Origin of the sequence: Rhodococcus sp. NPDC059969 (assembly GCF_042738325.1) — a bacterium.
In the GTDB taxonomy this organism is placed as follows: domain Bacteria; phylum Actinomycetota; class Actinomycetes; order Mycobacteriales; family Mycobacteriaceae; genus Rhodococcus_F.
This window is the reverse complement of record NZ_JBHWUF010000005.1, coordinates 189,388-203,232: the sequence shown is the minus strand read 5'-3', so window position 1 is coordinate 203,232 and position 13,845 is coordinate 189,388. Positions and strand designations below refer to the sequence as shown.

Sequence of the window (13,845 nt, the reverse complement as noted above, 5' to 3'; positions counted from 1 at the left end):
CGCGGCATTGAGCGAATCCGACGCCACCTCGGCGGGATCTTCAGCAGCTGATTTCGACGTCACTGGACGACGAATCTTTTCCCTCGCCTTTCCGGCGCTCGGGGTGCTGGCGGCCGAACCTCTCTATCTGTTGTTCGACATCGCCGTGGTCGGCCGACTCGGGGCGCTTCCGCTGGCCGGGTTGGCGGTCGGTGGTCTGATCCTGTCGTTGGTGAGTACGCAGCTGACCTTCTTGTCGTACGGGACGACGGCGCGCGCGGCACGGCTGCACGGAGCGGGCCGCGAGCGCGACGCGGTGGGCGAGGGCGTTCAGGCGACCTGGCTGGCGGCCGCGATCGGCTTGGCCTTGGTAGTGATCGTGCAGGTGATCGCCGGCCCGTTGACTTCGGCGGTGGCCGGGACTCCCGACATCGCCGCGGCTGCGGAAAGTTGGCTTCGGATAGCAGTATTGGGTGTACCTCTGATCCTGGTAGCCCTGGCCGGCAACGGGTGGATGCGCGGGGTTCAGAACACGGTGCGACCGCTGCGGTTCGTCCTTGTCGGCCTGGGTATTTCGGCGGTCTTGTGCCCGATTCTCGTTCACGGTTTGCTCGGTGCTCCGCGTATGGAACTCGAAGGGTCGGCTGTCGCGAATCTGGTCGGCCAGAGCGTTTCGGGTGTCCTGTTCGCCTGGGCGCTCTTTCGTGAACCGGTCTCCGCCCGACCGCATTTTGCGATCATGCGGGCGCAGATGCTGATGGGCCGTGACCTGATTCTGCGCAGCCTCGCATTCCAAGCGTGTTTCGTCTCTGCGGCCGCGGTGGCGTCGAGGTTCGGTGCTGCCGTCGTGGGTGCGCATCAAGTTGTCCTCCAACTGTGGAACCTGGTTTCGCTCCTTCTCGATTCATTGGCCATCGCCGCTCAGACGCTCATCGGAGCGGCGCTCGGCGGCGGATTCGCAGCCGCGGCGAAGAAGATGACCTGGCGGATCACCGCATGGTCGACGGTATTTGCCGTGGTGCTCGCAATCTTCTTTGCCGCCGGCCACTCCGTGATCCCCGGACTCTTCACCTCTGACGCCGAGGTGCTCGGTCAGATGTCGATCGCGTGGTGGTTCTTCGTCGCGATCATGCCGGTAGCGGGAATCGTGTTTGCACTCGACGGTGTTCTCCTCGGTGCCGGCGATGTGGTGTTTCTGCGCAACGCGACCATGCTCTGCGCAGTTCTCGGGTTTCTGCCCGCGATCTGGCTCTCCCTCGCCTACGACTGGGGTCTGGCCGGAATTTGGGCAGGGCTTACCGTGTTCGTAGTACTTCGGATGGTCGCGGTGTCGTGGCGAGCGTTTTCCGGCAAGTGGGCAGTGACAGGTCCGGCGACGGCGAGGCGCGGAAGTTCAACTGAGGAAGCAGAGGGATCGTGGCAGCAAAGTTGATGGCGGTGAGCGACATTCATGTCGGTCACAACGGCAACAAGCCGATGACGGAAGAACTGTTTCCGGATTCGCCTGACGACTGGCTCATCCTCGCCGGTGACGTCTCGGAGAAGACGGACGACATCCGGTGGGCGTTGAAGCTCCTTCGCAGCCGATTCGCAAAGGTCATCTGGATTCCGGGCAATCACGAGCTGTGGACGACCGCCAAGGATCCGGTTCAGATTCACGGAGCGCCGCGGTACGAATACCTGGTCAACATGTGCCGCGAACTCGACGTCATCACGCCCGAGGACCCGTTCCCGGTCTGGGAGGGGGACGAGGGGCCGGTCACGGTCGTCCCGATGTTCCTTCTCTACGACTACTCGTTCCTGCCCGCAGGTGCGCGGGACAAGGAACACGGGCTCGAGATCGCGCGGGACAAGAACGTCGTCGCCACCGACGAGTTCCTACTCTCGCCGCAGCCGTATGCAACGCGCGACGCGTGGTGCCGGGCGAGAATCGAATACACCCAGGCACGGCTGGACGCGCTCCCCGAAGGCACAAGAACCATTCTCGTAAACCATTTCCCGATGGTCCGGCAGCCGACGGACGTGCTCATGTATCCGGAGTTCGCATTGTGGTGCGGAACCACTGCGACGGCCGACTGGCACGTGAAGTACAACGCGGTGTGCTCGGTGTACGGACACCTGCACATTCCCCGAACCACGTACTACGACGGCGTCCGCTTCGAGGAAGTGTCACTCGGATACCCGCGCGAATGGCGTCGGCGCGGTCTGCCGGAGAAGCTGTTGCGTCAGATTCTTCCCGTGCCGGAGTACCCGCCGGGAACGCTCAACAAGTGGGGTGGCCACTTCAAGGTCACGCCCGAGCAGGAAGCCGAAGTCGAGCGCATGCGCGCCGGACGCTGAGAGGTATCGCTACGTGATCGAACAGATTCTTCCCGGTGGGGTCGCGACGGCCGAGGCCTTCGTCGATCCGCCCGGTCTGGTACCGCATCCCAGCGAGGAGGCGTTGATAGGCCGCGCCGTCGAGAAGCGTCGTCGCGAGTTCGTGACTACTCGGCACCTTGCGCGTCAGGCGATGGGCAAGCTCGGTGTTCCGTCTGCAGCCGTCATGCGCGGCGAGCGTGGGGCCCCGCTGTGGCCGCAAGGAGTGGTCGGGAGCCTCGCCCATTGCGACGGTTACCGCGGCGCTGTCCTGGCGTACTCCATGCAGGTCCGCTCACTCGGGATAGACGCCGAACCGCACGGCCCGCTGCCGGACGGGGTTTTGCCCGCGGTCAGCATCGAGGCGGAACGAACGTGGCTGGGTGCCCAGGAGACCGGCGGTCCGGTGCATTGGGATCGAGTGCTCTTCTGCGCGAAGGAAGCCACGTACAAAGCGTGGTTTCCGCTCACCGGGCGTTGGCTGGGGTTCGAGGACGCCCACATCACGTTCGAGGCGGATTCGGAGACTTCCGGAACTTTCACGTCACGTCTGCTCGTCCCCGGTGAGGCGACGTCCGGTCCGCCTCTCACCTCTTTCGACGGCAGGTGGTTGGTGTCGGACGGGCTGATCCTGACGGCAATTTCGGTGCAGTGAGCGCGACTGGCAGAATCGGCACACGTGTCAGCTCGTGAAAAGCCTTCCTCCGGTCTTGTCGGCGCCGGAATCCTGATCGTCGACAAAGAGGCGGGTATCACCAGCCACGACGTGGTCGCTCGGTGCCGCAAGTTGTTGAACACCCGGAAGGTGGGACACGCCGGGACGCTGGATCCCATGGCGACCGGCGTCCTTGTTCTCGGCGTGGAGCGTGCGACCAAGTTGCTCGGACTCCTGGCGCTGACCACCAAGGCGTATTCGGCGACTATTCGTCTCGGGGCATCGACGGACACGGACGACGCCGAGGGGGAGGTCCTGACTTCCGCAGACGCTTCGCAGGTGACGGACGCGGAGATCGCGGCGATCGTGGCCACGCTGACCGGAGACATCAAGCAGATCCCGGCGAGCGTGAGCGCTATCAAGGTCGACGGTCAGCGCGCACACGCACTGGTGCGAGCCGGAGAAACCGTCGAGCTCGCGCCTCGCCCGGTGACGGTGTCGACTTTCGAGGTTCTGGCTCGGCGAGGTGTCCCGGGAGGATTCGTCGATCTGGATGTCGACGTGGAGTGCTCGTCCGGTACGTACATCCGCTCGCTCGCACGGGATCTCGGTCGTGAGTTGGGCGTCGGCGGTCATTTGACGGCACTGCGCCGCACCCGCGTCGGGCCGTTCACTCTCGAACATGCGCGCACGCTCGAAGATCTGGCGCAGCAGCCGGGTGTGAGTCTCGACATCGATCAGGCCGCGCAGACGGCCTTTCCCCATCGGCAGATCACCGCAGAAGAAGCCGAGGCGATCAGCCAGGGGCGCTGGCTCGAGCCGATCGGGATCAAGGGGATCTGTGCGGCCATCGATCCCACCGGTCACACGATTGCGCTCCTGCAGGAGAAGGGTCGACGCGCCAGCTCGGTGATGGTCGTGCGGCCGGCGACGCTGCGCGGATGATCGTTCGCGAGCGTGTCGACGGCGACCTCGACGGTTGCGTCGATGTGCTGGCGCGGGTCCACGAGTGCGACGGATATCCGAGCACATGGCCGCTGAACCCGCACCGCTGGCTCAATTCGCCCACACTGGTGCAGGCGTGGGTCGGTGAGAGTGACGGCCGTGTTGTCGGTCATGTCGCCGTCGACAGCGAGGTCGGAGGTGCGCCGGTAACCGCGGGATCGACAGCTGTGTCGCGACTATTCGTTCATCCCCGTGTACGCGGGAAGGGCCTGAGCGGTGCGCTACTCGACGCCGTGACGGATTTTGCAGCCGCGAGTCAGTTGGGACTGGTGCTCGACGTCGTCGACGATGCTCTGCCGGCGATCGCGCTGTACGAGCGTCGAGGTTGGGAGTACGTCGACGAGAGGCTCGCCGACTGGACCCGGGAAGACGGCGTCCGGCCTGTGGAACGTCGATACCGGTTGCCGCCCTGAGCGGTTAGACAAGCCAAATTGCTTGAGCGACTGGGCTTCCCAAGTCGATGGTGTTCGGGCTGTCGCCGAGTCGCACGGATACGGTACCGGCGAAATCGCGGCGCTCCTCGACGGTGATCTCGACATCGAGACTGACGCCGACGGAATCGAAGTACCGGAGCATTTCGGGATCGGAATCGGAGATCCGGGCAACGCGGCCCCGTTCGCCGTTGGCGAAGTCGCTGAGCTGGCGGGCCGGGGGAGTCGGTACCGAACCATCGGTGGCGGGAATGGGATCACCGTGTGGGTCGCGTTCGGGGAAGCCGAGTTTGGCGTCCATCCGGGAGATCATCAAATCGGAAACGGCATGCTCGAGGACTTCGGCCTCGTCGTGGACTTCGTCCCAGCCGTACCCGAGTTCCTGAACCAGGTAGGTCTCGATCAACCGGTGTCGCCGGACCATGGACACAGCAGCGGCGCGGCCGCTGTCCGTCAGAGCGATGGAACCGTAGCGGGCGTGATCGACCAGGCCCTGATCCGAGAGTTTGCGGATGGCCTCTGACACGGTCGAGGCCGAGACGCTCATCTTCTCGGACAGGAGCTTGGTGGAAACCCGTTCGTGGGACCACTCCTGGATCGTCCAGATGACCTTGAGGTAGTCCTGAGCCACCGACGAGAGCGCGAGCGTGTCGATTGCCGCGTCGTGTGCCGAAGTGTTGTCGCTGTCCGACGCCGATGATGCTTCCGAGGTTCCGGTCTTGTGAGCTGCCACAACGCTTAGCTTAGGCTACGAAATCCGGAACTTCCGTACGTGAGCGGCAGCACAGCGGTGATTCGCTGGGCGGGTCCGAACGTGACCCGCCGCTAGTGGACCCGTAGGCTGCCAATCGTGCTGAGATGGCGTGGTCTCGACGAAGTTCCGGCCGATTGGGGTCGTTGTGTGCTCACTATCGGTGTGTTCGACGGTGTGCATCGTGGGCATGCCCAATTGATAGCGAGAGCGGTTACCGCTGCCCGCAAACGTGGTGTTCCGAGCGTGTTGATGACGTTCGACCCGCATCCCATGGAGGTTGTGCGGCCGGGTAGTCATCCAGCCCAGTTGACGACGCTGCAACGGCGTGCGGAATTGGCTCAGGATCTGGGCATCGACGTCTTCTGCGTGATGCCGTTCACCGCTGATTTCATGAAGCTGACGCCCGAGCGCTACGTCCACGAAATTCTCGTCGAACGCCTGCATGTCGCCGAGGTGGTGGTGGGGGACAACTTCACCTTCGGCAAGAAGGCGCTCGGTAATGTTGATCTCCTGCGTGAGATGGGCGCTCGTTTCGGCTTTGCTGTCGACGGCGTCCAGCTGCTCGCCGAGCATGCGGTGACGTTCTCGTCCACCTATATCCGCTCGTGCGTCGACGCTGGCGACATGGAAGCGGCTACCGAAGCTCTCGGCCGTCCGCATCGTGTCGAAGGTGTAGTCGTGCACGGTGACAAGCGTGGACGCGAGTTGGGATTCCCGACGGCGAACGTTGCACCGCCGATGTTTTCGGCCATTCCGGCCGACGGTGTGTACGCAGCGTGGTTCACGGTGCTCGGCGCCGGTGAGGAACTCGGAACCGTCGTTCCCGGTCGTCGATACCAAGCCGCAGTCTCTGTAGGGACCAATCCGACGTTCTCCGGCCGGACCCGCACCGTCGAGGCCTACGTACTCGACACCGAAGCCGACCTGTACGGACAGCACGTCGCGGTCGACCTGGTTTCGCGGATTCGCGGGATGGAGAAGTTCGACTCGATCGAGTCGCTCGTCACGGCGATGAACCGGGACGTCGAACGCGCACGCGAAATCTTGAGTGAGGATGCAGAGCGCAGCGTGGGTTGAGCCCCTCGTTAGTGGCGGCGGCCACATTCGCTGTAGGCGTGCGAATGCGCCGCATTACTGCTGGTAGGATCTTCTCTCGGTGCGTGCTGCGGTTTGCGGTGGCCGCGCCCGATCTAGTTCCTTTCACGCAAACGTCATTACAGGAGTGAATCAAGTGGCATTGACCACGGAAGAAAAGAAGGTCGTTCTCGGCGAGTACGGCTTGCACGAGACCGACACGGGATCGCCCGAAGCGCAGGTGGCAATGCTCACCAAGCGCATCACCGATCTCACCGAGCACCTCAAGACCCACAAGCATGACCACCACTCGCGTCGTGGACTGCTCTTGATGGTCGGTCGCCGTCGTCGTCTGCTGAAGTACGTGGCAAAGACCGACGTCGCTCGCTACCGCACGCTCATCGAGCGTCTCGGCCTGCGTCGCTAGATTTTTCTCACGACGCTGATCGAAAGCAACACGGCACGCTTCGGTTTGCCGAACACTCCGTCAGCCGGCGAAGCCACGCATATACTGGGCTTCGCTGGCTTTCGGCGTTAGCTGCCGCAAGGCAGTTTCCGCTGTCGGCGCACATGCACAGTTGTCAATGCGCAGTTGTGCAGAGCGAAGTCAGCACACCGTATGCACCAGAGAACGTGGTGTCGGTTGTCGGTAGTGGTTCTCCGGACCGGGCAAGTGCCCGAAAGCTCCGGCGGACTTCGATCGACGGCCGCCCGAACGTCGTGACGTCCCGAGGCAGAAATCGCTCGCATAGTAGGAGCGTCTGCAATTCAAGAGGGGGACGTCCCTCGGTGCGCAGTTTCCACCAGGAGGGTGGAAACGCCCGCGCGGGTACGGCGAAGACGAGAGGGAAGTGAAGAGAAAAGAATGACAGACAATTCCGTAGTAGAGGTCGACGAAGGCGTGTTCGAATCCACCGCCGTGATCGACAACGGGTCTTTCGGTACCCGCACCATCCGTTTCGAGACCGGACGCCTTGCTCAGCAGGCCGCCGGCGCCGTCGTCGCTTACCTGGACGACGAGACCATGCTGCTGTCCGCCACGAGCGCCAGCAAGCACCCCAAGGAGCACTTCGACTTCTTCCCCCTGACGGTGGACGTCGAAGAGCGCATGTACGCAGCGGGCCGCATCCCCGGTTCGTTCTTCCGTCGTGAGGGGCGCCCCTCCACCGACGCGATCCTGACCTGCCGCCTCATCGACCGGCCGCTGCGCCCGTCGTTCGTCGACGGTCTCCGTAACGAGATCCAGGTCGTCGTCACGGTCATGAGCCTCAACCCGCAGGATTTGTACGACGTCGTGGCCATCAACGCCGCTTCCGCGTCGACGCAGATCGCGGGCCTGCCGTTCTCCGGCCCCGTCGGTGGCGTGCGTGTTGCACTCATCGTCTCCGAGGACAACAAGGCCGGCCAGTGGGTTGCATTCCCGACGGTCGATCAGCTCGAGAACGCCGTCTTCGACATGGTCGTTGCCGGCCGCGTCGTGTCCGGTAGCGGTGACAACGCCGACGTCGCGATCATGATGGTCGAGGCCGAGGCCACCGACAACGTCATCGCGAAGATCGCCGACGGCGCTCAGGCACCGACCGAGGCCATCGTCGCCGAAGGCCTCGAGGCCGCCAAGCCGTTCATCGCACGCCTGTGCGCTGCACAGGCAGCTCTGGCATCCAAGGCTGCAAAGCCCACGGGTGACTACCCGGTCTTCCCGGCGTACCAGGACGACGTTTTTGCTGCCGTCGAGGCCGCTGCATCCGAAAAGCTCAATGCCGCACTGACAATCGCCGGCAAGCAGGAACGCGACGACAAGACCGACGAGGTCAAGGTCGAGGTTCTCGAGCAGGTTGCACCGAACTTCGAAGGCCGCGAAAAGGAACTGGGAGCAGCGTTCCGCTCGCTCACCAAGAAGCTGGTTCGCCAGCGCATCCTGCGCGATCAGTTCCGCATCGACGGCCGCGGCGTCACGGACATTCGTTCGCTCTCTGCCGAGGTTGCGATCATCCCGCGCGCACACGGCTCCGCACTGTTCGAGCGCGGCGAGACCCAGATCCTGGGTGTCACCACTCTCGACATGGTCAAGATGGCGCAGCAGGTCGACTCGCTCGGTCCCGAGACCAGCAAGCGCTACATGCACCATTACAACTTCCCGCCGTACTCCACCGGTGAGACGGGCCGCGTCGGTTCGCCGAAGCGTCGCGAAATCGGTCACGGTGCACTCGCCGAGCGCGCTCTCATGCCGGTTCTGCCCAGCGTCGAAGAGTTCCCGTACGCGATTCGCCAGGTCTCCGAGGCTCTGAGCTCCAACGGCTCCACCTCGATGGGCTCTGTGTGTGCTTCCACGCTCGCACTGCTCAACGCCGGTGTGCCGCTGCGTGCTCCGGTTGCCGGTATCGCCATGGGTCTGGTTTCCGACCAGGTCGACGGTGAAACCCGCTACGTGGCTCTGACCGACATCCTCGGCGCCGAAGACGCTTTCGGTGACATGGACTTCAAGGTCGCAGGCACCAAGGACTTCGTCACGGCTCTGCAGCTGGACACGAAGCTCGACGGTATCCCGTCGCAGGTCCTCGCCGGCGCATTGTCGCAGGCGAAGGACGCACGGACCACGATCCTCGAGGTCATGGCGGAAGCCATCGACACCCCGGACGAGATGAGCCCGTTCGCTCCCCGCGTGACGGCCATCAAGGTCCCTGTCGACAAGATCGGCGAGGTCATCGGCCCCAAGGGCAAGATGATCAACTCCATCACCGAGCAGACCGGTGCCAACATCTCCATCGAAGACGACGGCACCGTGTTCGTCGGCGCCACCGATGGACCGTCTGCACAGGCCGCGATCGACATGATCAACGCCATTGCCAACCCGCAGCTCCCCAAGGTCGGCGAGCGGTTCCTGGGCACGGTCGTCAAGACCACCGCCTTCGGTGCCTTCGTTTCGCTCCTGCCGGGACGCGACGGACTGGTGCACATCTCGAAGCTGGGCAGCGGTAAGCGCATTGCCAAGGTCGAAGACGTGGTCAACGTCGGATCCAAGATCCGCGTCGAGATCGCCGACATCGATGCTCGCGGCAAGATCTCGCTGATCCCGGTCGAAGAGGGCAACGACGAGGCTGCCGCTCCGGCCGCCGACGAGGCTGCTTCCGAGTAGATCTCACTTCGTACTCTGATGCGGCCCCGCGCGGATTTCCGTGCGGGGCCGCATCTGTACTGTCTGTAGACACGAACCTGTAGATACCTGATTCACCACTTGCACCGAGGACTGCTGAACCTTTTCATGGCAAAGACCACCCCCAACACCACGCGCAGCCGCAGCGCTGTGCTGAAATCGCCGATCGATGCGAAGTCTCCTGAATCGGGAGTGCAGCGCACGGTCCTTCCCGGCGGCCTGCGCGTCGTCACCGAATTCATCCCCGGTGTGCGTTCGGCCTCCGTCGGCGTGTGGGTCGGAGTCGGCTCCCGCGACGAGCAGCCGAGTGTGGCCGGTGCCGCGCATTTTCTCGAGCACCTGCTGTTCAAATCGACGCCGTCACGGACAGCGTTGGACATCGCGCAGGTCATGGATGGTGTGGGCGGCGAACTCAATGCATTCACGTCGAAGGAACACACCTGTTTCTACGCGCATGTGATCGACGACGACCTTCCGATGGCGGTGGACCTTGTCGCCGACGTCGTGCTGCGCGGGCGTTGCAGAACCGCGGACGTCGACGTCGAGCGGCAAGTAGTGCTCGAAGAGATCGCGATGCGCGACGACGATCCGGAAGACTTGCTCGGCGACGCGTTCCTGACCGCGTTGTTCGGCGACCATCCTGTCGGCCGTCCGATCATCGGTAGCGTCGAATCGATCGAGTCGATGTCGCGCAATCAGTTGCATTCCTTCCATGTTCGGCGTTACACGCCGCAGCGGATGGTGCTGGCCGTAGCGGGAAACGTCGACCACAAGCAGGTTGTGACGCTCGCTCGCCGCGCATTTGCCGGGCATCTCGAGCGTGGGGTCAAGCCGGCGCCGCGGCGCGAAGGCACTTTGCGTTTGCGAACGATGCCTGAACTGAGCTTGACCCATCGCGACAGCGAGCAGGTCCACCTTGCGCTCGGGGTTCGTGCGTTCGGCCGGCACGAGGGCCATCGCTGGGCGCTGTCGGTTCTCAATGCCGCAGTTGGTGGCGGACTGAGTTCTCGTCTCTTCCAAGAGATTCGGGAGAAGCGGGGGCTCGCGTACTCCGTCTATTCCGGCGTCGACACCTTCGCGGACACCGGAGCGTTCTCCGTGTACGCGGGTTGTCAGCCGGAGAACCTCGGGGAGGTTGCCACGGTGATCCGCGAGGTGCTCGCGAACGTGGCGAGGGACGGAATCACCGATGCCGAGATCGCCCGCGCCAAGGGATCGCTGCGCGGCGGATTGGTTCTGGCACTGGAAGATTCAGGCTCACGCATGAACCGTATCGGTCGCAGTGAATTGAATTACGGCAACCATCGCAGTGTTGCGCAGACGCTCGCGACCATCGACGCAGTCACCTCCGAAGAGGTGCTCGAGGTGGCGCAGGTGCTCTTGACGAGGCCGTTTGCAGCGGCCGTCGTCGGCCCGTACAAGCGGGTTCGTGACCTCCCCGCGTCGGTACGCGGGATCGTGGGCAAGTAGCTCGAACAATCGAAATCGGGGTGTGCAGTTGAAGATCCGTGGTGCAGTGCTCGAAGAGATCGGCCGGGAGCGTCCCTTTGCGGAATCGACCCCGATTTCGATTTCGGACCTTGATCTCGAATCCCCGGGCCCCGGCGAGATCCTCGTCAAGATCGAAGCTGCCGGGCTTTGTCACTCCGACCTCTCCGTGGTCGACGGGAATCGCGTGCGTCCCGTGCCGATGTTGCTGGGACACGAGGCTGCTGGTCGAATCGTCGAACTCGGCGACGGAGTCGATTCGCTGTCGGTTGGCGCCCGCGTCGTGATGACATTTCTTCCGCGGTGCGGTGATTGTGCGGGATGCGCCACCGACGGCCGGATGCCGTGCACGGTGGGCAGCGCCGCCAACAACGACGGCAGTTTGCTCGGTGGCGCGCAACGACTGCGGCGCTCCGGCGAGAACGTCAAACATCATCTCGGTGTTTCGGGTTTCGCGACGCATGCTGTGGTCAACGCCAAGTCGGTTGTTCCCGTCGACGACGACATCCCGGCCGAAATTGCAGCCGTACTCGGCTGCGCGGTGTTGACCGGAGGGGGAGCGTTGCTCAACGCGGCCAGGCCTCGCCCGGCCGATACGGTGATGGTCGTCGGATTGGGCGGAGTCGGGATGGCCGCAATTCTGACGGCGCGCGCACTCGGGGTCGAGAATGTCATCGGCGTCGACGCACTGGAATCGAAGTTGGCCCAGGCCCTGGAACTGGGCGCGACCGAGGTCTTCACACCGTCCGGGTTGTCCGAGAGTGGTATCCGCGCAGACATCGTCGTCGAGGCTGCGGGAAATGCTCGGGCCTTCGAGACCGCGGTGGCTGCGACGGCAGCGGGTGGCACGACCGTCACGGTCGGGTTGCCGGCGCCTGACGCGCGCTCGTCGATCTCACCTCTCGGGCTGGTCGCCGAAGCGCGGACCATCATCGGTAGCTACCTGGGATCTGCGGTCCCGTCCCGCGACATCCCGATCTACGCGCAGTTGTGGCGCGACGGGAAGCTACCGGTCGAGAAGCTGATCTCCTCGCGAATCGAATTGGCCGACATCAATTCGGGCATGGACGAACTTGCCGACGGAAAAGCAATCCGACAGGTCATTATCTTCGAATCGGAGTAGCGCCACGCTGGCGTTATGCAGGTTTTTTGCGACTGCAACGAGATGAGAATCCACGCGAGCCGCCCCGGAAAATCGTTACCTCCTGTAACGCTCATCTCGTACTGGACGACTACTCGAATGACGTTGCGTGACGCCCCGGGGGTCGGTCGTACGTTTTCCAAAAGCTGATTGGGGAGAAGATATGCCGGTTCGTGGGTTCTTTTCGCGACATCGAATACTGGCGGGTGCAGTAGCGCCTGCAGCGCTCGGCGTGGCCGCGTTGGTGGCGGTCGCAGTTGCCGTGGATTCTCCGCAATCACAGACGATCGAGACCGAGTTGACCGCGTCTGTCACCGAGTGCCACGACACGGTCGGGATCGGTGTTGCCGGTCGCGGTGACACGCCGGTCGAGGGCACGACGAAGATGCTCGTCGGTGCGGATGGAAAGACACTCCTGCCGGCGGCGCTCACAGACGACTACAGCAGCCACTGGGTAGACGGGGTACTCAAGGCGCCCGCCGGTTCGGTCAAGGACGGCTCGTACGCCTCCGTCTACATCGCGTACCCCGCCAACATGGACAGTTACGAAGAAGCCGTGACTACGGGCGCGGACAATACGCGAGCTGTCATGAAGGCGATCAGCGCCGCGTGCCCGAACACGAAGTTCTCGATTGTCGGGTACAGCGAGGGCGCTGACGTCGTGCGCCGCGTCGCGATGGACATCGGCTCGGAGTCGAGTACCTCCGGCATCAATCCAGACAACGTCGTTGGTGTTGTGATCTTCGCCGACGCTGGTCGACTCGCGGGTGAGGGACCATTCCCCGGCGCGAAAAACCCCTACACGAACCCTGACGGTTTCAACGAGAAGTATCAGGACGGAAAGAACACCGCTTCCGGATCCGGGGCGCTGCCGGGAACCAGCGGAGATTTTGGTGCCCTGAACGGCAAGATTGCGTCCTTCTGCTCTGACGGTGACCTCACCTGCGCAGCCCCCGAGAACATTTCACTGCTGATCCTGGCGGCAAACGTCGGTCGGCAGCTCAATGTCGATCAGTTGCAAGCGCAGAATCTGACGCCGGCCACCGGCATGGATATCGCGGTGGTGATGGGACGCGTGATGTTCGACGCGTTCAACGACATCTCGAGCAATCCCACCTGGATGCAGAGCGACGAAACCTTCCTCCAGGTCTTGCTGAAGGTGTCCGACCCGGCATACAAGCCGAGCGAGGCCACCACCAAGCCAGTCGCGAAGGACTCGGTTTCCACTGAGGAAGTGTCGCCGTTGGCGTACCTGCCGCAGAAGCTGTTCAAGGAAATCGTGGGGCTCATCGCCACGAACCAGAACACGATCCCCGTAGTCATGAACGACCCGTACGGCCTGACCTTGGGTCCGGACGTCGGCCACCACTTCGACTACTGGCGTGATTCGGATGTTGGAAACGGAAAGCCCCTGACATCAGCGGAGTACGCAGCCGCGTGGCTGACCTATCTGGCCAAGCAGGCTCAGGACGGCAAGCCTGTCGATTCGTCGGCGAAGCCGACCGCCGAAGAAATGGCGAATGCCATCGATGCCTTGGCTGCCTCACCTCCGGTTACCGACTCGGCCAAGACCACGACAACCACGGCCGCAGCGGTACAACCCGCACCCGCTGGTTCGGAATCTGCAGCATCGGTTCCCGCGGCTCCGACGACGACATCCGTTGCCCCGGCTGCGTCGCCGAGTGTGACTTCAACCGTGGCGCCGTCGACTTCAGTCGAGTCAAGTGCGCCGCCGACCGCGACCGTGACGACGACAACGACGACGACGACGCAAACTGCGGCCGGGTAACCGTCAGGTTTCCGTTC

The 13,845-nt window shown here is 63.5% G+C and carries 12 protein-coding genes; 11 read left to right on the top strand and 1 reads right to left on the bottom strand.

Features of this window, described 5'->3' with window-relative positions; all coding sequences use genetic code 11:
• The first annotated feature begins 7 nt into the window (after positions 1 to 7).
• Genes ACFWAD_RS16760 through ACFWAD_RS16740 form a run of 5 tightly spaced genes read left to right on the top strand, consistent with a single transcriptional unit; the run spans position 8 to position 4,410 of the window.
• Complete coding sequence (locus tag ACFWAD_RS16760) at positions 8 to 1,411, top strand: MATE family efflux transporter (protein WP_378545715.1); 1,404 nt, start codon at positions 8 to 10, stop codon at positions 1,409 to 1,411.
• On the top strand, positions 1,396 to 2,319 hold the full coding sequence (locus ACFWAD_RS16755) for a metallophosphoesterase family protein (protein ID WP_378545713.1): 924 nt from the start codon (positions 1,396 to 1,398) through the stop codon (positions 2,317 to 2,319). Before ACFWAD_RS16760 ends, ACFWAD_RS16755 begins: the two co-directional genes overlap by 16 nt.
• A gap of 13 nt (positions 2,320 to 2,332) precedes the next feature.
• Positions 2,333 to 2,992, top strand: a complete 660-nt coding sequence (locus ACFWAD_RS16750) for a 4'-phosphopantetheinyl transferase (RefSeq protein ID WP_378533592.1) — start codon at positions 2,333 to 2,335, stop codon at positions 2,990 to 2,992.
• A gap of 24 nt (positions 2,993 to 3,016) precedes the next feature.
• The gene (gene truB / locus ACFWAD_RS16745) at positions 3,017 to 3,937 is read left to right on the top strand and encodes a tRNA pseudouridine(55) synthase TruB (protein WP_378545711.1); all 921 of its coding nucleotides are present in this window, start codon (positions 3,017 to 3,019) and stop codon (positions 3,935 to 3,937) included.
• On the top strand, positions 3,934 to 4,410 hold the full coding sequence (locus ACFWAD_RS16740) for a GNAT family N-acetyltransferase (protein ID WP_378545708.1): 477 nt from the start codon (positions 3,934 to 3,936) through the stop codon (positions 4,408 to 4,410). The genes truB and ACFWAD_RS16740 overlap by 4 nt, the downstream gene beginning before the upstream one ends.
• A gap of 4 nt (positions 4,411 to 4,414) precedes the next feature.
• On the opposite strand, the gene ACFWAD_RS16735 is transcribed toward ACFWAD_RS16740, so the two are convergent.
• Positions 4,415 to 5,161, bottom strand: coding sequence for a metal-dependent transcriptional regulator (locus tag ACFWAD_RS16735; RefSeq protein ID WP_283303847.1), 747 nt, complete (start codon positions 5,159 to 5,161; stop codon positions 4,415 to 4,417).
• Positions 5,162 to 5,278: 117 nt separating this feature from the next.
• Here ACFWAD_RS16735 and ACFWAD_RS16730 point away from each other — a divergent pair, with 117 nt between their 5' ends.
• From ACFWAD_RS16730 to ACFWAD_RS16705, 6 genes are all read left to right on the top strand, one after another.
• Positions 5,279 to 6,259: a bifunctional riboflavin kinase/FAD synthetase gene (locus ACFWAD_RS16730; RefSeq protein WP_283303848.1), complete on the top strand. Its 981-nt coding sequence runs from the start codon at positions 5,279 to 5,281 to the stop codon at positions 6,257 to 6,259.
• A 154-nt stretch (positions 6,260 to 6,413) separates the two neighbouring features.
• Positions 6,414 to 6,683 (top strand): 30S ribosomal protein S15, encoded by a 270-nt coding sequence (gene rpsO, locus ACFWAD_RS16725; RefSeq protein ID WP_003942254.1) that lies wholly within the window; start codon positions 6,414 to 6,416, stop codon positions 6,681 to 6,683.
• Positions 6,684 to 7,121: 438 nt separating this feature from the next.
• Positions 7,122 to 9,392, top strand: coding sequence for a polyribonucleotide nucleotidyltransferase (locus ACFWAD_RS16720; RefSeq protein ID WP_378533586.1), 2,271 nt, complete (start codon positions 7,122 to 7,124; stop codon positions 9,390 to 9,392).
• A 126-nt stretch (positions 9,393 to 9,518) separates the two neighbouring features.
• Positions 9,519 to 10,880, top strand: a complete 1,362-nt coding sequence (locus ACFWAD_RS16715) for a pitrilysin family protein (RefSeq protein ID WP_230813043.1) — start codon at positions 9,519 to 9,521, stop codon at positions 10,878 to 10,880.
• Between the two features lie 28 nt (positions 10,881 to 10,908).
• Positions 10,909 to 12,021 (top strand): alcohol dehydrogenase catalytic domain-containing protein, encoded by a 1,113-nt coding sequence (locus ACFWAD_RS16710; protein WP_378545703.1) that lies wholly within the window; start codon positions 10,909 to 10,911, stop codon positions 12,019 to 12,021.
• Between the two features lie 181 nt (positions 12,022 to 12,202).
• A complete protein-coding gene (locus ACFWAD_RS16705; protein WP_378545700.1) occupies positions 12,203 to 13,828 on the top strand; it encodes a cutinase family protein in 1,626 nt (541 codons plus the stop codon).
• Positions 13,829 to 13,845: the final 17 nt, after the last annotated feature.

What these genes read in the sequence shown, in the direction of transcription:
- ACFWAD_RS16720 (WP_378533586.1), top strand. Translation starts at nt 7,122, where the DNA reads ATGACAGACAATTCCGTAGTAGAGGTCGACGAAGGCGTGTTCGAATCC.
- ACFWAD_RS16705 (WP_378545700.1), top strand. Translation starts at nt 12,203, where the DNA reads ATGCCGGTTCGTGGGTTCTTTTCGCGACATCGAATACTGGCGGGTGCA.
- ACFWAD_RS16740 (WP_378545708.1), top strand. Translation starts at nt 3,934, where the DNA reads ATGATCGTTCGCGAGCGTGTCGACGGCGACCTCGACGGTTGCGTCGAT.
- ACFWAD_RS16715 (WP_230813043.1), top strand. Translation starts at nt 9,519, where the DNA reads ATGGCAAAGACCACCCCCAACACCACGCGCAGCCGCAGCGCTGTGCTG.